Source organism: Allotabrizicola aquatica (SeqCode) (genome assembly GCF_965194375.1).
Lineage (GTDB): Bacteria > Pseudomonadota > Alphaproteobacteria > Rhodobacterales > Rhodobacteraceae > Tabrizicola_A > Tabrizicola_A aquatica.
On the sequence record NZ_CBDAEL010000007.1, the window covers coordinates 87,382 to 107,958 of the forward strand.

A 20,577-nucleotide genomic window follows, 5' to 3' on the forward strand; every position below is an offset into this window, starting at 1 on the left:
GATGAAACCCTCTCTTTAGTTAGGCTTGTCGCGACATCAGCAGCGCTGCTATCGAACCCCGTTGGCTCGATGGATCTCTACATCACGAAGACCACTGGCAGAAGTTCGATTGACGCGCAACTGATTGAGGGGACAAGGCAATGTTTTACAAGGACGAGCGGCTGGCGCTGTTCATTGACGGATCAAACCTTTACGCGGCGGCAAAGTCGCTGGGGTTCGACATCGACTACAAGCTTCTGCGTCAAGAATTCCTGCGCCGCGGGAAACTGCTGCGCGCCTTCTACTACACAGCGCTTTTGGAGAATGACGACTATTCCCCGATCCGCCCGCTGGTGGACTGGCTGCATTACAACGGCTTTACCATGCGCACCAAGCCGGCCAAGGAATACACCGACAGCCAAGGCCGTCGGAAAGTCAAAGGCAACATGGACATCGAACTGACCGTCGATGCGATGGAGCTGGCCAACCGTGTTGATCACATCGTGATCTTCTCGGGCGACGGCGATTTCCGCCCGTTGGTCGAAAGCCTTCAGCGTCAGGGTGTGCGGGTTTCGGTCGTATCGACCATCCGCAGCCAGCCGCCGATGATCTCGGATGAACTGCGCCGCCAGTGCGACAACTTCATCGAACTGGACGAGCTGCGCGATGTCATCGGCCGCCCGCCGCGCGACCCGCGTCCCTTGGAGCGTGACGAGCTACAAGTCGAAGAGAAGTGATCGAAACCCATTGGGCTTGGAAGTCCGCTCCTGCGGGACTACCTATGCCCGATGTGGTCTGAAATTTCTGTGCTTTCGGGAATGTTTCTGGCGGCCTTTCTGGCCGCCACCCCAATTCCCATGCAGTCAGAACTGGCCTTTATCGCCTTGGCGGCAAGCGGCTGGTCGATCACAGCCCTTGTGATCGTGGCCAGCCTTGGCAACATCCTTGGATCCTGTGTGACCTATGCCGCAGGCCGTGGCCTTGGCGGCCTTGGCCTTTGGCGCTGGTTTCGTCTGCCACCCGAAAAGATGGCGCGGGCCGAAACATGGTTCGCACGCTGGGGCCGCTGGTCGCTTTTGCTGTCTTGGCTGCCCGGCGGTGATCTGTTGGTGCTGCTCGCCGGGACCTTGCGGATGCCGCTTTTGCCCTTCATTGCGCTGATCACACTGGCCAAGACGGGGCGCTATGTTGCTTTGGCAATGGCAACCAACGCCGCACTTTGACACAATCCCCTCTAGACCAAAGCCGCGCGACGCCTTAGCTCTGTGCTGCCCCCTCTCAAAGGTGACACCATGAGCCTGCCGCCCCTGACCCTTTACCTTGCCGCGCCGCGTGGCTTTTGCGCTGGTGTAGACCGCGCGATTAAGATCGTCGAACTGGCGATCGAGAAATGGGGCGCGCCGGTCTATGTGCGCCATGAGATCGTGCACAACAAATTCGTCGTTGACGGGTTGCGCGCCAAGGGCGCGGTCTTTGTCGAAGAGTTGGACGAATGCCCGACGGACAGACCTGTCATCTTTTCGGCCCATGGCGTGCCCAAGGCCGTTCCAGCCGAAGCGGCCAGCCGCAACATGATTGCCGTCGATGCCACCTGCCCCCTTGTCACCAAGGTGCATAACGAGGCGGCCCGGCATTTTGAAAACGGCATCCAGATGATCATGATCGGCCACGTGGGCCACCCCGAGGTGATCGGAACCATGGGTCAGTTGCCGCCCGGTGAGGTGCTTTTGGTTGAAACCACCGAGGATGTCGCCAAGCTGAGCGTGCGGGATGAAAGCAAACTTGCCTTCATCACTCAGACGACCCTTTCGGTGGATGACACGGCCGAAATCGCCCTTGCCTTGCAAGCCCGCTTTCCCAAGATCATTGCGCCTGCCCATGATGATATATGCTATGCCACCACCAACCGGCAGGCGGCGGTCAAGGCGATTGCGCCAAAAATCGACGCGCTTTTGGTGATCGGTGCGCCGAACTCGTCCAACTCCAAACGGCTGGTCGAGGTCGGCAGCGCGGCGGGCTGCGGTTATAGCCAGTTGATCCAGCGGGCAACCGACATTGACTGGCGCGCGCTGGACGGCATTGGTGCGGTTGGCGTGACCGCCGGGGCCTCGGCGCCTGAGCTGTTGGTCAATGAGGTGATCGACGCGTTCAAAGCGCGCTTTGCCACCACGGTGGAGCTGGTGGAAACCGCGCAGGAACATGTGGAATTCAAAGTGCCGCGCGTGCTGCGCAGCGCCGAAACCTGATCACGCATCGCTCATCGTTGTCTGCGACACTCTTCGCGCGGGCCACCCGACGAGACGCCGAAGGCGCCCGAGGAGGCCCGTCGTCAGCCCATGGTTTCCAGACAATGCCGCCGAAACGCGCGCTTGAGCATGTCCAACTCAGCGCGTAACAGATCCACCTCGGCGCGAAGGTCATCCTCCATCGCCACCCCGGTGATGATGGTGAAATGCTGCAGCTTTTCGCCCGTCGCCGCATCGCGGATCAAAAAAGTCTGAACGCCCTCGCTGAGCAACTCGACCGGCACCGGCACGCGAACCAGCCATTCCCCCTCGCGCTCTGGCACAACCGACACCGTCACCCCCGCCACGGGTTTTTCCAGATGCTGGACATCAAGCACCGGTTCTACGGGGCTGCCCGCCAGCACGCCCTCCCAGACACCGGCGCGAATGCGGGTTTTGGTCAGGGTCAATTCGGTCATCATCGGCCTCACAGTTCCGCACGGGGACGGCGCGAGAAGGTGACATCGCGCAAGATCACCTGATTCATCTCTGGCCCCTCAAAGATCAGGTCCACCCACAACCGTTCGACGCGCTTTTCGTTCATCTTGGAATAGGCGAGGTCAAATTCCACCATCACCTCTTCCTCGTTCAGCGGCAATTCACGCACGATCTGTTCGACGTTCGGCCCGTGCTTGATGTTCAACCGCGCGAAAATCTCCAGCGGCTTCTCCATTTCCACGATCACATCCATCCGCAACAAATGCTTTTGCCGCAGACCGCGCGCGGCCTCTTCGGGCAGGTCCAGCACCAAGGACAGGAAGGATCCGTCAAAGCGAAACACGTCCATGCGAAAGCCAAAGGGCGCGATATCGGCCTCACGGGTGTTGCGAATCTGGCGAACCGTCAACTCGCTGCGGCGGCAATCATGAAAGATCGTGGCACCGGGATAGACTTCGGCCTTGTTCGGCACAGATGAAAAGCCCGGCACCGGGATTGCCCCTTTCCACAGATTGGGGCGCCAAGCCCAATCGGTCCCCATCGGCTTGCGGATGATGTTTGACCCGATGACCGGCAAGGCAAGCCGATGTTCGGCTTCGTGGATAACACGGTCCAGATTGCGGCGCAGCGCACGGGCCCGCGCGCGCATGCCACGCAGCGATTCCAGATCGGTAGAGTTGGCCACGTCTCCGGCCTGCGCCCAGCGCCGCAGGACCCTTTTGTGCAGGACCCTGTCGAAAAACTTGCTGACCACCCCAGCCATTCTAGCCCAATCTACGTCTTGTAAAAGCATAGAGGCAAAATTGTTGCCCAAATAGAAACGAATCGCTTATCGCCTGAAATGGTTAATGAGTTGGCGGGGTCCGGTCCACGGGAATATCGCGCAGGGCCTGTCAAAGCCGGTTGGCACGTTGCAGCGACGCGATGGCACGATCCAAAACCTCACGGCCTGACTCGCTTGCAAGGGCGTTGTCGCCCGCAGCCCTAACAGAAACCGACACCAGCCGACCACGCGTGCCCATGATCGCACGCCAATAGTCCGGGCCGCCACGCTCTTGCAGACGCATGACAAAGATTTCCCCGGTCTCCCCCGTCGAGCGCGCCTCAAGCACACGCACAGCTGAGGCTTCGCCACTGGCCGAAAGGGTCGCCCGTCCTTCGTCCGAGGTAAAGAAGGCCGCAAGTTCTTCGCCTCCCGCCAGCATGACACCGGCTGAACCTGGTGCGCCCACAGAAACGCTGATCAAGGCTGGCGCGACCGGGCTGTTCTGCCGGCAGCGCCCGATCAGATAGATGCCACTGTCTGCGGTTTCCCGACTGGCCTTTGCGTCCATGCAATAGCCTGTGGGCGCATCAATGGTGAATCCCCCCTGCAACACTGGTCGCGCAGCGCCTGCACCAAAACCTAAGCCCTCAACGCAGCCCAGCAGGATCAGTCCACCTGCCAAAAGCGCCCATATCGGATGTTTCAATCTCATGCCCCGCCACTGCTGCCCTGACGCAGCCGTGCAGCCGCTCTTTTCTGGTCAGGCAGGCTAATCCAGCACGCTTTGCCACAACAAGCGGGCAGGCACGAGATTTTCAAACCGTTGCCGCCTTGCGCCGTTTGGGGCTTTGACCTTGGCCAATGCGGCATGCAACACAGGCATCAAAGGGAGAAACACCATGACACGCGCCGCCAAGATCTCTGCCGCACTGACCGGAAAGGCCGATCTTTACGCCGCCCTGCGCGGGCTTGCGGCACAACTGCCAGACCTGTCGCTGACCGAGGTGCTGGCCGCAGCGCCAAAGCATGAGGCCGCACGGTTGCGTGGCGTGGATCAGGGGTTGCTGCGCGCGGTGATCCGGCGCGGCCAAGGTCTGCCTGCGGCGGCGATAGAACCAGCGCTGCGCCAGTATCTCACACAGGCCAAGGTATCGCCGCTTTTCCTGCCCGCCATCAGCGAAGGACCCAGCCTTGCCCTGCTGACGCGCGGTGAGCATCCCGACATGCCCGCCTTTTCTGACCGCACCTTTGACGCTTGGTTTGCTGCCAAGGGCGTGCCTTACGGTCTGGGCAGCTATGGCGAGAAACGCTCGGTTTATGCCACCGACCAATTCGCCGACAGCGCCAGCCCGGAACGGCGCACCTATCACCTTGGGATTGATGTCTTTGCCCCAGCGATGACGCCGGTTTATGCCCCGCTGCCCGGCAAAGTGGCCTTTGTCACCTATAACGCCGATCCTTTGGACTACGGCCACACGCTCATTCTAGAACACGAGGCAGAGGATGTGACCTTCCACACGCTCTATGGCCATCTGGCCGAAACACTGCCGGGCCTGTGCAAGGTGGGCGATACCGTGGCGGTGGGTCAGTTGATTGCCCATCTGGGTGACTGGCACGAAAACGGCGGTTGGGCGGCGCATATCCATTTCCAGATCATGGCCGATATGCTGGAACAGACCGACGGAAACTTCTTTGGCGTCGGCCATGAAAGCCTTTGGGACGTCTGGCAATCCATCTGCCCAGACCCCAATTTGATCTTGCGCTTGGCGCCTGAACGGTTTCGGGTCTGACGTCCATGACAGGCGGCAAGTTCGTTTCCGCGCCATGAACGATCCGCGCAATTACCCCGGATAGAACGCACCCGCGCCCCGTTCCTGCCCGATTTCGAGGTCAATAACAGTCCATCTGCCCACTCTGCTCGCTTGGGGAAACAAATGGACCGACTGACTGAAATGGAAGCCTTTGCCACGGTCGTAGACCAAGGCGGCTTCACCGACGCCGCCAAAAAGATGGGGATTTCGAAATCTGCCGTTTCGAAACACGTCTCGGCGCTGGAGGCCCGCCTTGGCGCGCGCCTCTTGAACCGCACCACCCGCCGCGTCTCACCGACCGAGATCGGCCTTGCCTATTACGACCGCGCCCGCCGCGTGCTGAACGACGCGGGCGAGGCCGACGCGCTGGTCACTTCGATGCAATCCGCGCCTTCGGGCCTTTTGCGCGTCTCGGTGGCCACTGATTTCGGCGTAAACCTTTTGTCCCCCATTCTGGGCGACTTCCTGCTGGAATACCCCGATATCACTGTCAACATGGTGCTGAACAACCGCTATGTGGAACTGATCTCGGAGGGTTTCGATCTGGCCATTCGGGTTGGAGAGCTGGAGGACAGCTCGCTGCGCGCCCGCAAGCTGACCGAAACCACCCGCCGCATGATCGCCTCGCCGTCCTATTTCCATAAATATGGTCGGCCGTTGAAGATTGACGATCTGAACGATCACAAGCTGCTGCATTATTCCAATCAGGCCAACGGCAACGTCTGGAAGCTGACCGCACCTTCAGGCGAAAAGCGTCAGGTCCGCACGGCTGGCTGGCTCACGGTCAACGACGGCCAATCGCTTTTGAACGCGGCTGTGTCCGGCCTCGGCATCGCCTATCTGCCCTCGTTCCTTTATGCCGATGCGATGAAAGACGGTCTGGTGGAGGAGGCTATTCCGGGCCTTCCGGTTGAAACCCTTGGCATCTATGCGGTTTACCCGCCGGGCCGCTTTACCCAGCCCAAAGTTCGCGCCTTCATCGACTTTCTGGCGCGCCGTTACATCGACAAAGGCCCTGACCTGTGGTGACGGCCTAACCCCGCCCCACAATGGCGCCATTCTTAACGCTCAAGCAGTTCGGTCGAGGTCACCATGACCTCGACCCTTCTGTTTTGGCGCCGACCTTCTTCGGTCAGGTTGGTGACACGGGGGGCCAGCGGGCCGATGCCCTCTACCTGCACCTGATCTGGCACAACCCCTTGGATCGACAGCAAGGCCTGCCGCACACTTTCAGCGCGCAACCGCGACAGACGGAGGTTTGCCTCAAATCCCCCCGATGCGTCGGTATGCCCGACAAGCATAACCTTTCGGCGCGGATCAGTAGCCAGCCAGCCAGCAAGTTGCACCACCGATTCATATTGCCCGGTTGAAAGACTGGATGAACCGGGTTCAAAGACAAGATCAGCCATCACCATCGAGAGGCCAGACTCAAGACCCGCGATCAGCGAAGGCGCGGCCATCGGCGTCGCCGTCTCACCAAGATCGGTGACAAGTTTTGGTGGATCACCCGCAACAAGCGGCGTCGTAACCTCTGGAGTGGTCAACCTCCCTGCGTCACGCGCCACTCGCATGACTTGCACGAACCCGATCTGACCCGCGCGGCTGACCAACACGGCCAAGTCCTCTGCCGCGCCGCGCCGGGCGGACAGATATCGAAAATCGCTAAGATTCACATGCATGTCAGGCTCGGGTAGCACATCAAGGCCATAGCGAAAATCAAACCCGCCACAAACCTCGGTCTCGCAGTCAAAGATCACCGCAAAGCCCGCTGTGGCCAATTGCTCTTGCAGGATCTGCATCAATTCCAGCGTCGAGCCATTCTCTAGGGGCACCCGATAGGCCGTGATTTCCACCGCGCCCTCAACCCGCTCAGTCGGCAAGGTTCCATTTGCATAAGGCCCAATCGGCAATTGCAGCGATGACATCGCTTCGGCACGACCGGCGGTCGTTTCGGTCAAGGGGGGAAAGGCCAAATCAAGCGCTCGTGCCTGCGGCGCGAGGCCCCAAAGCGCCAGCGTTGCACAGACCACCCCAACCCGGGTAGGCGACCCTGTCAGCCCGTCAAGAAACGCCATTATCATGCAGAGCCCTTGGAAGAGGCTATCGTTGCCGGTAGTGATAGCGCCCAACTGGCCTCATGCCCATCCGCGCATAAAGTGCGCGGGCCGGGCCATTGGCTTCGGTCACCACCAAGCCAAGAGTATCAGCCCCTTGCGCCCCGGCCCATCCCGCCGCCGCGCGCAGCATATCCTGCGCGGAACCTTGCCGACGCAGGGCAGGCACGACCTCCAGCGCATGCAGCATAGCCTGCCGCCCATGACAGGCGATAAAGGCCACGCCAGAGGCACGATCATTGGCCCGCCCGAGGATCACCGCTTTGGCCCCGTCAACCCGCTCCATCACCGCAAGCCGCGCCGGGCCGATCCCGGCATCAGCCCAGATCTGCCGCGCAATCTGCATCGGCGGCCAATGGGGAAAGGTGGTCATCCGGCGAGGACCCTCGCCGATTAGGTCCGCCACGGGCGCTTCATAGGCGATGACGGGATCAACCACCCGATAACCACGCGCCACCAAGGCCTCATCCAGCGCGCCATCCCCTGCCCGGATCAAGAACAATGGATCCACGCCCATTTCGGCCTCGGCCAGGGTCAGATCCTCTTGCTGCCAAGGGCCTTCGACCGTTGCCGCCGAAACCCGCTTGCCCCCACCTTTTCCCTCACGCAAGAGGAACGGGCCGCAGGGATGACACGCGGCAGGGGGCCAAGTGGCCTCCATCACTTCGGCGAGGGTTTGCGGATCCATGCTCATCCGAACAACGCGCAGAGCCGGGTCATTGCCTGATCCAGCCGCCCCGGATCGGTGCCCCGGATCACCAAATTGGTGCCGTAAACCCCATTGGTGTTGAACGGATAGCTGCCCATCTGCAAATCGGGGAATTCGCCCGCCAAGGCCCCGAAGTCGGCGGCAATCTCGCCCTCACCCCGGTTCACCCGCAAAGACTGGCTCAGAAGCGGTGCCCCGCCGGTAAGCTTGGGCAGAACACTTGCCACCATGGCCTGAAAGATCGACGGCACGCCGGCCATGACATGGACATTGCCCAAGGTGAAGCCGGGTGCTGTGGAGATCGGATTTTCGATCAACACCGCCCCATCGGGAATGCGTGCCATACGTTGACGCGCCTCGTTGAAGGGCAGCCCCTGCCGCTCATAATGCGCGCCCAAAAGGGCCATGGCGTCGGCTCGGTGGGTGATCGGCGCGCCAAAGGCCGCCGCAATCGCATCGGCGGTGATGTCATCATGGGTGGGACCGATGCCACCGCTGGTGAACACATTGTCATAAGCCGCGCGCAGGGCATTCACCGCAGCAACGATTGCTTCATGTTCATCGGCCACCACCCGGACTTCGGCCAACCGGATCCCGATCCGCGTCAGTTCGCCGGCCAGATAATGCATATTGCTGTCACGGGTCCGACCGGACAGGATTTCGTCGCCGATGACCAGCATCGCAGCGGTGGGGTTGGACATGACGCGCCTCCTTGGCTTTCCTCAGGGTATAGCCCTGCGCCGGGGCAAGGCAAACCCCTCTGGCCAAGAACCGACGCTTGGCCTATCTAGGCGCAGAACCGGAGAAAGACTGATGGACGACACCCGTGGCCGCGTGACCAAAGACGGCATCCGTATCTATGAGGACGCGGATTTTGCCGGCATGCGCACAGCCGGTCGGGTGGCCGCTGAAATTCTCGACATGATGGGCCCGATGGTGGAACCCGGTGTCAGCACGGCCGCGCTAGATGACTTCATCCGGGAAGAGATCGTGCGGCGTGGCGTGGTGTCGGCCACCATCGGTTACAAAGGTTACCAGCACGCGAGCTGTATTTCGGTCAACCACGTGGTCTGCCATGGCATTCCGGGGGGCAAAGTGCTGGCCGATGGTGACATTCTGAACATCGATGTCACAGTCATCGTGGATGGCTGGTTCGGGGACACCAGCCGCATGTATGTGGCCGGCACCGCCCCGCGAAAAGCCGAACGCCTGATCGAAGTGACCCACGAATCCCTGATGCGCGGGATTGCGGCCGTGAAGCCCGGGAACACCTTCGGCGACATCGGGTATGCCATTCAGGCCTATGTCGAAGCCAACCGCATGTCGGTTGTGCGCGATTTCTGCGGCCACGGCCTTGGCCGAGTGTTCCACGCGCCGCCGAATGTCCTGCACTATGGCCGCCCCGGCAAGGGTGCGGTGCTGGAAGAGGGCATGTTCTTCACCATCGAACCCATGGTGAACCTCGGCCGCCCAGAAACCAAGACGCTGGCCGATGACTGGACGGCGGTCACCCGCGACAAGTCGCTCTCGGCGCAGTTCGAACATTCCATCGGCGTGACCGCGACAGGCTGCGAGATCTTCACGCTCTCGCCGGCAGGTAGATTCTTCCACACCCGCTGAAGCGCCCAAAGCAGGCGCGTCGAGTCGTTCCGGCGCTCTTTGCTTTCATCTTGGTCTAAATACTCCCCGCGGAGCGTTCGGCATCGGCCATAGGAGCCTCCGGCGGGAGTATTTTTGCCAAGATGAAATTATGGGCCGTCTGGTGTTTTGAGGGGGTCAGTGAAAATCGCGGCTGGGAAACAGCGCCTTGGCTTGGTCGCGGGGGTGGTATTTGCGCGGGGCGACGGCGCGGCGGGTTTCGTCGGCGCGGCCTTCGGTGGGGTCGATGAGATGGCTTCGGCCAAGGCTCGACAGGAGGGGGGAGATGTCTTCGACCTGTTCAGCGATCAGGTGGGTGATGGGGCCGTCGTGTTCGATACGTCCGGTGACCCGCAAAAGGCGGCCCGCGATCACGGCGCGGCGGAAGGTCTCGTAGATACGCGTCCAGACCACCACGTTGGACACCCCGGTTTCATCCTCAAGCGTCAGGAAGATCACGCCCGAGGCAGTGCCCGGGCGTTGGCGGGTGATGACCAGCCCGGCGACGCTGATGCGGCCTTTGGCGGTGGGCAGGCGGTCATGTGGGGTCAGGCCGGGCAGGCGGGGGCGCAACAGTTCCATCGGATGGCCACGCAGCGACAGGCGCAGCGAAAGGTAGTCTTCGATCATTTCCTGCCCAAGGGTCATGCCGGGCAGGGTGACTGTCGGTTCCACCCCGCCCTCGCCATCCGCGCCAAACAGGGGCAGAGGAGCAGGCCCACGCAGTGCCTTGGCGGCCCAGAGTGCTTCGCGCCGTGTTAGGCCAAGCGGCGTGAAGGCATCGGCTTCGGCCAGACGTTCCAGAACATCAGGGCCAACACCAGCCCGGCGCCACAGGCTTTCAACATCCGGGTAGCCATTGCCGCGCGCCGCCACGATCCAGTCGGCATCTTCCGCCTTGAGGCCCTTGATCTGGCGAAAGCCCAAGCGCAGGGCAAGCTGGCCATCGGGGCGGGGTTCCAGCGTACAATCCCATGCCGAATGGTCCACCGAGATCGGTCGCACCTCGACCCCGCGCTCACGGGCATCGCGCACCAGTTGGGCGGGGGCATAAAAGCCCATGGATTGCGAGTTCAAAAGCGCACAGGTGAAGGCCGCCTGATGATGGCGTTTCAGCCAAGCCGAGATATAGACCAACCGGGCAAAGCTGGCCGCGTGGCTTTCGGGAAAGCCATAGCTGCCGAACCCCTCGATCTGGGCAAAGCAGCGCGCGGCAAAATCGGCCTGATAGCCGCGTTCAAGCATGCCCGAGATGAACCGATCGCGAAAGCCACCGATGGTACCCATGCGTTTGAAGGTGGCCAAGGACCGCCGCAGCCGGTCTGCCTCGGCCGGGGTAAAGCCTGCGGCCACCACGGCGATCTGCATGGCCTGTTCTTGGAACAAGGGCACGCCATAGGTGCGGCCCAAGACCTCCATCATGGCGGGGCCCAGATCTTCTACCGGTTCCTTACCCTGACGGCGATTGATGAAGGGATGCACCATGCCGCCCTGAATGGGGCCGGGCCGGACAATGGCAACCTCGCAGACCAGATCGTAAAATTCTCTCGGCCGCATGCGGGGCAGAAAGTTAAGTTGCGCCCGGCTTTCCACCTGAAAGACCCCAATCGCATCGGCACGGCACAGCATGTCATAGACCTGCGGATCCTCGGCTGGGACATTGGCGAGCGTCAGACCAAGGCCGCGATGCTGCGCCAAAAGGTCAAACGCCTTGCGGATGCAGGTCAGCATCCCCAGCGCGAGGATATCCACCTTGAGAAGCCCCAGCGCGTCGATGTCGTCCTTGTCCCATTCGATGATAGTGCGATCCTCCATCGCGGCGTTCTCGATGGGGCAAAGCTCATCCAGCCGCCCTTGGGTGATGACAAAGCCGCCGACATGTTGCGACAGGTGGCGGGGAAAGCCGATGATGTCGCCGATCAACTGCAAGGCCAGCATCACGCGGCGGTCGGCAGGATCAAGCCCCGCGTCACGGACCCGATCTGCCGAGGGGGCAGAAGAGGACCAGCCCCAGATCTGCCCTGCCAGACGCGCGATCACGTCTTGGCTGAGGCCCATCGCCTTGCCCACCTCGCGGATGGCGGCGCGGCTGCGGAAGTGGATAACCACCGCCGTCAGCCCCGCGCGGTCGCGGCCATAGCGGTCATAGATCCACTGGATCACCTCTTCGCGCCGTTCATGTTCGAAATCGACGTCAATATCAGGCGGCTCGCCGCGTTCTTTACTGATGAAGCGTTCGAAGATCAGAGTGATGCTTTCAGGCGGCACCTCGGTGATCCCCAGAAGATAGCAGACCACCGAATTCGCCGCCGAGCCGCGCCCTTGGCACAGGATGCCTTTGGATCGGGCGAATTGCACGATGTCATGCACGGTGAGGAAATAAGGGGCATAGTCCACCTCGCGGATCAGGGTCAGTTCCTTGTCGACGCGGGCGATGATCTTGGGCGGGGCACCTTGGGGATAGCGCCACAACAGGCCCTCACGCGTCAGCCGTTCTAGCCGGGATTGAGCCGGTTCGCCGTTCTGCGCCTCATCGGGGTATTGATAGCGCAGCTCGTCCAAGCTGAAACTGCAGCGGGTGGCGATATCAATCGTGCGGCGCAGCGCGGCGGGGTAGCGGTGAAAGAGCCGCGCCATTTCTGCGCCCGATTTCAGACGACGCTCGCCATTGGGCAGGCGGTGCGGGCCGATTTCATCAATGGTGATGCCAAGGCGAAGGCAGGTCAGCACATCGGCCAAGGGGCGGCGGGCGGCGCGGTGCATCAGCACATCGCCCACCGCCACCATGGGCAAGCCGGTGGTCTGGCAGATCTGAGCCAGCGCATCCAGCCGGGGCTGATCGCGCCCATCATAGCGCGGGGCGGCGCCCAGATGGGCAAAACCCGGAAAGCGACGGGCGATCTGCATCAGATCAGCCTTGGGGGATGGGGCCGACAGCGGATCAGGCGGCAGGGCGATCAGCACCATGCCCTGCCCCCAATCCAGAAGATCGGCACGGGTCAGGTGACATTCGCCCTTGGGCGCACGGCGTTTGCCCAAGGACAAAAGCCGCGTCAGCCGGGAATAGGCGGCCATGTCGGTGGGCAGCGCCAACCAATCCACGGCGCTATCGGTCAGCACCAGCCGCGCGCCGATGATGAGGCGTGGCAAGGATTGCACCATGGGCACCGGAGTTTCGGGGGCATGGGCTTGTCGGCTGGAGGGATCGGTGCGCGCTTGCGAGCGGATGGCTGCACCATGCTCGGCAGGCTCCTCGCCCAAGCGGCGCAATTCCTTGAGCGCCGAATGGGCCCGCACCACCCCGGCCAGCGAATTGCGGTCGGTGATGGCGATGGCGGCAAGGCCCAGTTCGGCGGCGCGGGTGACCAGTTCCTCGGGGTGGGAGGCCCCGGTGAGGAAGGTGAAATTGGAGGTCACGCAAAGCTCGGCATAAGGGGGGGCGTTGCCCCCGTCGCGACCCCGATCAGATCGGGGCCGCGCCTCCCCCAGAGTATTTGGGCCAAGATGAAAATGGGGGGGCGGTGTCATGCAAACTCCCCTTGGGCATACCAGCCAGGCGATTGCGGCGTTTGGAACAGCCACAGGCGCGGGCCTTCGCAGGTTTCGATCCGCCAATAGTCGCGCAGGCCCGTGCGCCAGTTCGGATCATCAAACCACCATTCGGGGGCGATGCGTTCAGGCCCGGTGGCGCGCAGGGTGGAAAAGGACATCCGCCGCCAGCGAAAGCGCACGGGCGGAAGGCCCGAGGCGCTGACAGGTTCAGGCGGGAAAAGGATCAGCGGGCGCGGATGGGCCGGCACGGGGCGGGGAGCAGGGGTGGAATAGGCCGATGGGGCGACAAGAAAGCTGCGCTCGGGGATCAGGCTGGTGGCGGGCAGAAGATGCTGGATGGCGTCGAAACCAAGGCGATTGCCCAGCCGCGTCACAAGATCGGCCAGCCCGTCCTGCGGGGCGGCCTGACCGGGCGTGATCTGGGTGGTGGCGATCTGGGTTGGCGCAAGGGGTTCGGTGACGGGGGCCGTCAGGCGCAAAGCGTCAATGCCGAACCCTGCGTCCACGTCGTCGACCCCGCGTTGGAAGAGGGCCGCGATCCGGCCTGCATCGCGCATGGCCTGGGCAAGGCCGATCTCGACTGTGACCGTTTCACGATCCACCCGCTGCAGATCCAACCTCAGACGGCGCGCGCCCCTTTGGTGATGGGCAAGCGTGGCGCAGAGCCGGTCAAGCAGCCGCAGCAGGCCTGCCATGACATCGTCCTGCCGCCCGATCGGTTCGGGCAGGGTCATCCGCACGCCGAAATGCGGCGCGTCCACGGGAGCGGCGACGGGTTCAGGCTGCGTGCCCAGCATCTGATCCAGCCGATACATCAGATCCGGACCAAAGCGGCGCGCCAAAGGGGCGCGGGGCTGCGCCATGAGATCGGCAATGCGCGCGAGGCCAAGGCGGGCAAGGCCTTCAGCCGTGGCCCTGTCGATCCGCAGCGCCGCCACCGGCAAGGGGCCCAGCGCGCGGGACAGCCCAGCTTCACCAATCACGCCGCCCGCGCCGTGGCGCGCCAAGGCATGCGCCGCCCCCCGAGTTTCGGCAATGGCGCTGACAGCAGTCAGGCCCATCCGGTCAAGGGCGGCATGCAGATCGGCGCGCAACTCACTCTCACCGCCAAAAAGATGCCCGACCCCGGTGACATCAGCGATCAACCCATCGGGGCCATCTGCCGCCACCATCGGCGCATAGCGCACCGCCCAGCGCCGCACCGTTTCCAGCGCCGCGGCCTCGGCCTGCAGATCGGCCGGGCGGGTGGACAGATCGGGGCAAATGGCACGGGCATCCGCCAGCGCCATGCCCCGCACAAGCCCCAAGGCCAGCGCCGCCCGGTTCACACAATGCAGATGATCGGTATTGCCTGACCGCAGGGTCAGGGCAAACGGCCCCTCACAGGGGCGGCGGCGCAAGGCTTGGTCGCTCGCCAGCCTTGGAAACCAGATAGAAAGCAGCCGACGCACCATTCCAACGAACCGTCCAATCTCCAAGTGTTCCTGATTTGTTCTTGATAAGGGACCACCGATGCAGAGTCGAGTCTGCATCTGCAGGGACGGCAGGATTGGGCATAGGTGCGCAGACCCAACGGGTTTCCGTGGCGTTGCTGCCCTGGCCCTGCCGGATCAGCATCAGCCCCAGCGTGCGCCCGGCCTCGGCGGCCAGTTGCAGCCGACGCCCGGCGGTCAGGCTTAGGGGTTTGTCCGGCTCGGCCAGAACGGCCCCGACATTGGCGCTGCGCAGGGCCTCTTCGGTGGCCCATAAGAGATCGGTTTCGCCCTTGGCCCGCACCAGATGCAGCCGTTCAGCCATGCCTTGCGGCAGCCCCCAGAGCATCGGGCCTTCGGGCACATAGGCGGGCAGGATCCAGAAGATCGGCCCCTTGGTCTGCGCGGCCTGCAAGAGGGCAAAGAGCCGTCCGCTACGGCCTTCCACCTCATGCACACGGCGCGCACGGAGGGTCAGGGGGTCGTCCGGGGCCTTGGGTCTGAGATCAAGGCCCATCGGCGCGCGAACCTTCGGCCACGATGTCCAACTCGCCATCGGGCAAGGGGCGCTGGAGTTCCAGCGCGCGCGGCGTGGGGGCGCTTAGCCATTGCGCCCATTCTTCGGGCCGGGTCAGGATCACCGGCATCGCCTTGGGGTGAATACGGCCCACCTCGCGGTTCGGATCGCAGGTGAGAAAGGCGAAACAGGGCACTGTCACCTCGCCGTCCTTCACCTTGCGCACCGAGGTCCACTCGGTCCACAGGCCTGCAAAACAGGCCAGCGGGCGGTCAGGACCCAACGCGAACCAGATCGGGTGGTTGCGCGGAGCGTCAGGCCGGGTGTCGATTTCACAAAAACTGGTGAACGGCACCAGACAGCGATGCTCCACCCCCAGCCAGCGCCGCCAATGCGGCGAGGCGGTGTTGCGGATATTGGCTACGCCCGGATCGCTGCGCTTGCCTGTCAGAAACTGGGGCGGGGTCGGCATACCCCAACGCGCCAGAGACAGACGTCGGCCCTGCGGCGTGGCGGTGATGATCGGCGCCGGGTAATCGGGGAAAATCCCGGTCAGGGGTGGCAGATTGCCAGCCTGATCGTCAACCACGTCAAAGACATGGCGCATGGCGTCTTGGCTTTTGGTTTGCGAGTAAAGGTTGCACATGGCGGCCACGCTGAGGGAATCATATAGAACAATAGAGGAACATTTGGCAAATTCAAACGGGGCGGAATTGCCACGCCTGCAGGGTCCGCATTGTGCCCTTGGGTGACAGCATGGCGCGCTTGGGCTAAGTTGCCGCCAATTTCAGCACGCACAGGTTCCCGGCCCCCATGTCGAACATGTCGAAAAGCCCCTTTGTCATCATCACCCTGCCCCGCAGCGGATCTTACCACATGCGCGCCCTTCTCGACAGCGCGCCCGACATTCGCTGCTATGGCGAGATTTTCAAAGGCAGCGAGGTGGAATTGCCGCCCGAAGAGCTGGCCTTTGTCGAGCTGGGCAAGAAAGACACCGACAAGCGTGACGAGTTGGGCATGGCGCTGTTGAACCGCCTGCGCAAAAAGACTGACGCCGAGGGGGTGATCTTTGGCTTCAAGGATTTCCGCTTCAACCTGACGCGGGTGAAAATCTATCAGCAGATACTGAACTCAAAGGGCTGGCGGAAGGTGTTTTTGTTCCGCAACCCGATTGAGCGCTACATCTCGATGGAGCGAGCCGATCTGACCGGGGTGTTTGTGGTGACAGAAAAGAACAAGGACGCGGGCCTTGATCTGAAACGCCCGATCCGGTTCGACGCGACGCGGTTTGAAAAGTCGATGGGCAGCCACCGCCGCCTGACCGAGGACGCGCAAAAGGCGCTGGAGAAAAACGGGCCAGAGGTGACGCATGTGCTGGACTATGACCGCATCAACGACGTGACCGCCCGCAAGGCGCTGATGGGGTTTCTGGGGTCTGCCGGCGACGGGGCGCTTTTGGCCTCTGACCACGTGAAGCAATTCACCGCACCCTTGGAAAGCGGGGTGGAGAATTGGCAAGAGATGGCGGCCTATCTGCGCGACACCCAGCAGATGGGGCTGATGCCGGGGCGGTAGAGAGGCTTTTGGCCTCTTGGGTCGGCGCTGTGGAACGGGCAAACCGTTCCAGTGTCTGGCAGGTCTGGCCAGACATACCTTTAACACTGGATGAAGCTGTGCAATTGCTACGGCGCGCGCGGGCGTGTTGGTGGGCGGGTCGCCACCCGCATCAAAAAACAAAAGGCCATGCATAAACATGGATACAGATATCTGCATCATCGGCGCAGGGCTTTCAGGTCTTTCACTGGCAACAGCGCTAAAAGCTGAGGGGCGAGATGTGATGGTGCTGGAAGCCAGGGACCGGGTCGGCGGCAGAGTTCTGTCACACAACGGCTATGACCTTGGGCCATCTTGGATTTGGCCGCACAACCACCGCATGTTGGCGCTGCTTAACGATCTGGGTCTGCAGACCTTTGACCAACACGCATCCGGGCGGCTGGTGTTTGAAGACATCGAAGGAAGGATCCGTCGGGATCTCGATTTTGCAACCATGAGCGGCGCGCTGCGTGTCGAGGGTGGGTTGTCGCGGGTAACCCATGCCTTGGCGGGAAAGCTGGGCACCAACCTGCGCCTTGCGTGCCGCGTGCGCCAAGTGGTCGAAGAGGCCAGCGGCGTGAGCGTCTTGACGATGGAGGGCATCACGCGCGCCAAACGCGTCGTCGTTGCGATGCCACCACGTCTGGCCGCAGGTCTCGGCATTTCTGTCCCCGATGTGCCCACATGGATGGCAGGGCATGCCAAGCTGGTTGCGATCTATCCCAAGGCCTTTTGGCGCGAAATGGGGCTGAATGGTGATGCGATCTCGCACTGTGGGCCAATGGCCGAAATTCACGACGCCTCGCCCGTTAATGCAAAGACAGGTGCGCTGTTCGGTTTCGCCCAACTCGGTGCGGCGCGTCAGCCCGGCTTTCGTGACGCAGCCATCGCCCAATTGGTGCGGCTGTTTGGGCACGGGGCGGCGTCGCCCGATGATGTGATCATCAAGGATTGGAGCACGGACAGCGCAACGGCCACAGATGCCGACCGAACACCACCTCCCGCTCACCCGACCTACACCGCATTACCACCCACCCGCCGCCTGATCTTCGCCGGAACCGAGGCAGCGCCTGAAGCTGGCGGGTTTTTGGAAGGTGCGCTGGAGGCCGCCGAAGCGGCGCATACCGCCCTTCGTGTTGTCGCGGTCTGATTTTAACGTAGCGAAGCTCCCCATACCGCAATCTGCTCTGCTTCGGGGCTAAGCGTTCGGTGACGCCGTTGCATATCCGAGTGGATCAAATTTGGACGATAGGTGCGCCCTTCGCTGAAGGGCTGGACATGTTCCATGAACCACCTTGTCGGGGAAACCAAACTGCAGGGTTAAGGCCGGACCTGCGATTTCGGTCTTGCCTTCCTGCAGTTCCGCTTATTGGACTTTTCTCCCCCCACGCATCACACATCAAACGTCGCGAAAACCGGCACATGGTCGCTCGGCTGCTCCCAACCACGGGCGGGGCGCAGGATCCGGCTGCCATGCGCAGCACTCGAAATGTCAGGCGTGGCCCAGATATGGTCCAACCGGCGGCCCTTGTCGGCGGCATTCCAGTCGGCGGCGCGGTAACTCCACCAGCTGTAAAGCTTGCCCTGGGGAGCATCGGCGCGGGTGATATCCACCCATTTCCCGGCCTCTTGCGTGTCCGTCAGATGCGCCACTTCGATCGGGGTGTGCGACACAATCTTCAACAGCGATTTGTGATCCCAGACATCATCTTCGCGCGGTGCAATGTTCAGATCGCCCACCAGAATGGCTTTCTGCGGCGCATCCGCCCGGAAGGCATCACGCATCTCGGTCAGGAAATCGAGCTTCTGGCCGAATTTTTCATTCTCGGTCCGGTCGGGAATATCCCCACCTGCAGGCACATAGAAATTGTGGATGGTCACGCCGTTGTCCAGCCGGGCCGCCACATGCCGGGCATGGCCAAGGCTGGCGTAATCCTGTCCACCCGCATCGGTGAGCGGCAGCTTCGACAGGATCGCCACGCCGTTATAACCCTTTTGACCCCGCGCCACCATGTAGCGGTAGCCAAGCGCCTGAAACTGCTCAACCGGGATCTTCTCCACCGGGCTTTTGCACTCTTGCAGGCACAGCACGTCCGGGGCCTCCTCGGACATCAGTTTGGCCACCAGCCCCTCGCGCAAGCGGACAGAATTGATGTTCCAGGTGGCAAGGGTAAAGGGCATGGCGGTCTCCTTGGTGACCGCCCGCTTATGCCGCCCCAGCCGGAAAAAAGAAAGCCCGGCCAAACGGGGCCGGGCGAAGTCCAACAGGGAGGTGAGCATTGTATACCACGGAATCCCGCCTCTGCGAATTGATGTAAATCAAATGTCCTGAAATCATGGTTTTTGCGTCACAATCCGAGGCTGCATCTGGTTGACGATGCGAAGCCACGCCCGGAAGATTGGAGAATGAGCGCGCGTCTTTGGGTGAACAGAAACTTCCGGCTGTTGTTTGCGTCGGCCTTGGCCACCAATCTGGGTGACGGGTTGATCGCGGTTGCCGTGCCGTGGCTGGCCACATTGCTGACGGAAGATCCTTTGCTCATAGGTCTGGTGGCGGCGGCGCGGCATCTGCCTTGGGCACTTTTTGCGCTGCCCGCAGGTGTGCTGACCGACCGCCACGATCACCACCGCCTGATCCTTGGGGCCGATGCAGCGCGGCTGGTGCTATCGGTCGCGCTTATGACATTGGCACTGACCGCCAGCCCCGGCACCGGCCCAGTTCTGGGGCTGGCTGCTCTGGCCTTTCTTCTGGGCGCGGCAGAGGTCTTGCGCGACAACACCGCGCAAACCTTTCTGCCCGATGTGGTCGACAAGACCCAGCTGGAACGTGCCAACGGTGCCCTCTGGGCGACCGAGCGGCTGGCCGGGCAGCTTCTTGGCCCACCCTTGGCAGGCTTCCTGATCGGGCTGTCCATCGCCTTGCCCTTTGGCGCGCAGACCCTTTTGCTGCTGGCCGCCCTAGGCCTGATCGGTGCGATGCGCCTTGTGTCGCGGAGGCATGACCGCGGCCATCAACCCGCCCTTCTTGCCATCCGCGAGGGCCTTGGCTGGCTCTGGTCAAACCCCAAGCTGCGCCGCCTTGCGCTGGTCGCGGGCGGCTTCAACTTTGTGGGCTATGGCTTTTTCGCCATCTTCGTCCTTTATGCCCAAGACGTGCTGGGCCTTGATGTCTTTGGCTATGGTCTGTTCCTGACGCTGGTGGCCGTGGGCGGGTTGGTCGGATCGGTCCTCGGCCCCATGGTCGCGGTGCGGATTGGACCCACGGCCTCGCTACTTATCAGCATTGCTATGTTTTCTGCCAGTTCCGCCGCGCTGGCCCTGCAAGCGCCTCTGTGGGTGATTGCCGCCTTCATGCTGGCGGACGCTTTTTGCAGCATGTTGTGGGACATTACCGTGGTCAGTTATCGCCAGCGGCACATTCCAGCACCGCTTTTGGGCCGGGTGAACAGCGCTTATCGCTTCATCGGCACCGGACCTGCAGCCCTTGGGGCCTTTGCCTTTGGCGCGCTGGTGTCTTGGGCCCAAACCGCCGATGATCCGGCAAGCGGTCTCCTGCTCCCCTATGCAGTCGCCTCAGCGGTCACCGCCGCCCTTGCCCTTTACGCGGTCTTCCGCCTGCGGCTTTAGCACAAAAAAACCGGGCCCAAAGGCCCGGCCAGTTCCAACAGGGAGGGATGTCGTGCCATGACCCCGACACGACAAG

At 62.3% G+C, this 20,577-nt stretch carries 20 protein-coding genes; 9 read left to right on the top strand and 11 right to left on the bottom strand.

The window, feature by feature from the left end; translation table 11 throughout:
- Nucleotides 1-140: 140 nt before the first annotated feature.
- The 3 genes from AC72UB_RS10405 (at nucleotide 141) to ispH (ending at nucleotide 2,225) form a co-directional block, all read left to right on the top strand.
- Entirely contained in the window at nucleotides 141-716 is a 576-nt protein-coding gene (locus tag AC72UB_RS10405; RefSeq protein WP_463288753.1) for a LabA-like NYN domain-containing protein, read from the top strand.
- 51 nt (nucleotides 717-767) lie between these two features.
- A complete protein-coding gene (locus AC72UB_RS10410) occupies nucleotides 768-1,202 on the top strand; it encodes a YqaA family protein (protein ID WP_505189713.1) in 435 nt (144 codons plus the stop codon).
- Between the two features lie 69 nt (nucleotides 1,203-1,271).
- A complete protein-coding gene (ispH, locus tag AC72UB_RS10415) occupies nucleotides 1,272-2,225 on the top strand; it encodes a 4-hydroxy-3-methylbut-2-enyl diphosphate reductase (protein ID WP_505189714.1) in 954 nt (317 codons plus the stop codon).
- Nucleotides 2,226-2,308: 83 nt separating this feature from the next.
- Here the strand turns inward: ispH and AC72UB_RS10420 are convergent, their stop codons facing one another.
- From AC72UB_RS10420 to AC72UB_RS10430, 3 genes are all read right to left on the bottom strand, one after another.
- Complete coding sequence (locus AC72UB_RS10420; RefSeq protein ID WP_505189715.1) at nucleotides 2,309-2,683, bottom strand: hypothetical protein; 375 nt, start codon at nucleotides 2,681-2,683, stop codon at nucleotides 2,309-2,311.
- Between the two features lie 8 nt (nucleotides 2,684-2,691).
- Nucleotides 2,692-3,465, bottom strand: coding sequence for a DUF6478 family protein (locus AC72UB_RS10425; RefSeq protein ID WP_505189716.1), 774 nt, complete (start codon nucleotides 3,463-3,465; stop codon nucleotides 2,692-2,694).
- A 130-nt stretch (nucleotides 3,466-3,595) separates the two neighbouring features.
- Complete coding sequence (locus AC72UB_RS10430; RefSeq protein ID WP_505189717.1) at nucleotides 3,596-4,174, bottom strand: hypothetical protein; 579 nt, start codon at nucleotides 4,172-4,174, stop codon at nucleotides 3,596-3,598.
- Between the two features lie 193 nt (nucleotides 4,175-4,367).
- On the opposite strand from AC72UB_RS10430, the gene AC72UB_RS10435 reads away from it, so the two are divergent.
- Both AC72UB_RS10435 and AC72UB_RS10440 read left to right on the top strand, forming a co-directional pair.
- Nucleotides 4,368-5,258, top strand: a complete 891-nt coding sequence (locus AC72UB_RS10435) for a peptidoglycan DD-metalloendopeptidase family protein (protein WP_505189718.1) — start codon at nucleotides 4,368-4,370, stop codon at nucleotides 5,256-5,258.
- Between the two features lie 144 nt (nucleotides 5,259-5,402).
- The gene (locus tag AC72UB_RS10440) at nucleotides 5,403-6,308 is read left to right on the top strand and encodes a LysR family transcriptional regulator (RefSeq protein WP_505189719.1); all 906 of its coding nucleotides are present in this window, start codon (nucleotides 5,403-5,405) and stop codon (nucleotides 6,306-6,308) included.
- Nucleotides 6,309-6,340: 32 nt separating this feature from the next.
- Here the strand turns inward: AC72UB_RS10440 and AC72UB_RS10445 are convergent, their stop codons facing one another.
- The 3 genes from AC72UB_RS10445 to AC72UB_RS10455 form a co-directional block, all read right to left on the bottom strand.
- Entirely contained in the window at nucleotides 6,341-7,237 is an 897-nt protein-coding gene (locus AC72UB_RS10445; RefSeq protein WP_505189720.1) for an OmpA family protein, read from the bottom strand.
- Between the two features lie 142 nt (nucleotides 7,238-7,379).
- The gene (locus AC72UB_RS10450) at nucleotides 7,380-8,081 is read right to left on the bottom strand and encodes a GNAT family N-acetyltransferase (RefSeq protein WP_505189768.1); all 702 of its coding nucleotides are present in this window, start codon (nucleotides 8,079-8,081) and stop codon (nucleotides 7,380-7,382) included.
- Between the two features lie 2 nt (nucleotides 8,082-8,083).
- Complete coding sequence (locus tag AC72UB_RS10455) at nucleotides 8,084-8,803, bottom strand: competence/damage-inducible protein A (RefSeq protein WP_505189721.1); 720 nt, start codon at nucleotides 8,801-8,803, stop codon at nucleotides 8,084-8,086.
- Between the two features lie 112 nt (nucleotides 8,804-8,915).
- Here AC72UB_RS10455 and map point away from each other — a divergent pair, with 112 nt between their 5' ends.
- Entirely contained in the window at nucleotides 8,916-9,722 is an 807-nt protein-coding gene (gene map, locus AC72UB_RS10460) for a type I methionyl aminopeptidase (protein WP_505189722.1), read from the top strand.
- Nucleotides 9,723-9,878: 156 nt separating this feature from the next.
- Here the strand turns inward: map and AC72UB_RS10465 are convergent, their stop codons facing one another.
- The 4 genes from AC72UB_RS10465 to AC72UB_RS10480 are packed head-to-tail and all read right to left on the bottom strand — an operon-like array spanning nucleotide 9,879 to nucleotide 15,927.
- Nucleotides 9,879-13,268, bottom strand: coding sequence for an error-prone DNA polymerase (locus AC72UB_RS10465; RefSeq protein WP_505189723.1), 3,390 nt, complete (start codon nucleotides 13,266-13,268; stop codon nucleotides 9,879-9,881).
- Nucleotides 13,265-14,692, bottom strand: a complete 1,428-nt coding sequence (locus AC72UB_RS10470; RefSeq protein ID WP_505189724.1) for a Y-family DNA polymerase — start codon at nucleotides 14,690-14,692, stop codon at nucleotides 13,265-13,267. Before AC72UB_RS10470 ends, AC72UB_RS10465 begins: the two co-directional genes overlap by 4 nt.
- Nucleotides 14,673-15,281 (bottom strand): ImuA family protein, encoded by a 609-nt coding sequence (locus AC72UB_RS10475; RefSeq protein WP_505189725.1) that lies wholly within the window; start codon nucleotides 15,279-15,281, stop codon nucleotides 14,673-14,675. Before AC72UB_RS10475 ends, AC72UB_RS10470 begins: the two co-directional genes overlap by 20 nt.
- On the bottom strand, nucleotides 15,271-15,927 hold the full coding sequence (locus AC72UB_RS10480) for an SOS response-associated peptidase (RefSeq protein ID WP_505189726.1): 657 nt from the start codon (nucleotides 15,925-15,927) through the stop codon (nucleotides 15,271-15,273). Before AC72UB_RS10480 ends, AC72UB_RS10475 begins: the two co-directional genes overlap by 11 nt.
- 176 nt (nucleotides 15,928-16,103) lie before the next feature.
- Here AC72UB_RS10480 and AC72UB_RS10485 point away from each other — a divergent pair, with 176 nt between their 5' ends.
- Both AC72UB_RS10485 and AC72UB_RS10490 read left to right on the top strand, forming a co-directional pair.
- Entirely contained in the window at nucleotides 16,104-16,856 is a 753-nt protein-coding gene (locus tag AC72UB_RS10485; protein WP_505189727.1) for a hypothetical protein, read from the top strand.
- Between the two features lie 178 nt (nucleotides 16,857-17,034).
- Nucleotides 17,035-18,024: a flavin monoamine oxidase family protein gene (locus AC72UB_RS10490; protein ID WP_505189728.1), complete on the top strand. Its 990-nt coding sequence runs from the start codon at nucleotides 17,035-17,037 to the stop codon at nucleotides 18,022-18,024.
- Nucleotides 18,025-18,266: 242 nt separating this feature from the next.
- Here AC72UB_RS10490 and AC72UB_RS10495 read toward each other — a convergent pair whose 3' ends face one another.
- Entirely contained in the window at nucleotides 18,267-19,055 is a 789-nt protein-coding gene (locus AC72UB_RS10495; protein WP_505189729.1) for an exodeoxyribonuclease III, read from the bottom strand.
- A gap of 225 nt (nucleotides 19,056-19,280) precedes the next feature.
- On the opposite strand from AC72UB_RS10495, the gene AC72UB_RS10500 reads away from it, so the two are divergent.
- Nucleotides 19,281-20,501, top strand: coding sequence for an MFS transporter (locus tag AC72UB_RS10500; RefSeq protein WP_505189730.1), 1,221 nt, complete (start codon nucleotides 19,281-19,283; stop codon nucleotides 20,499-20,501).
- Nucleotides 20,502-20,577 lie beyond the last annotated feature (76 nt).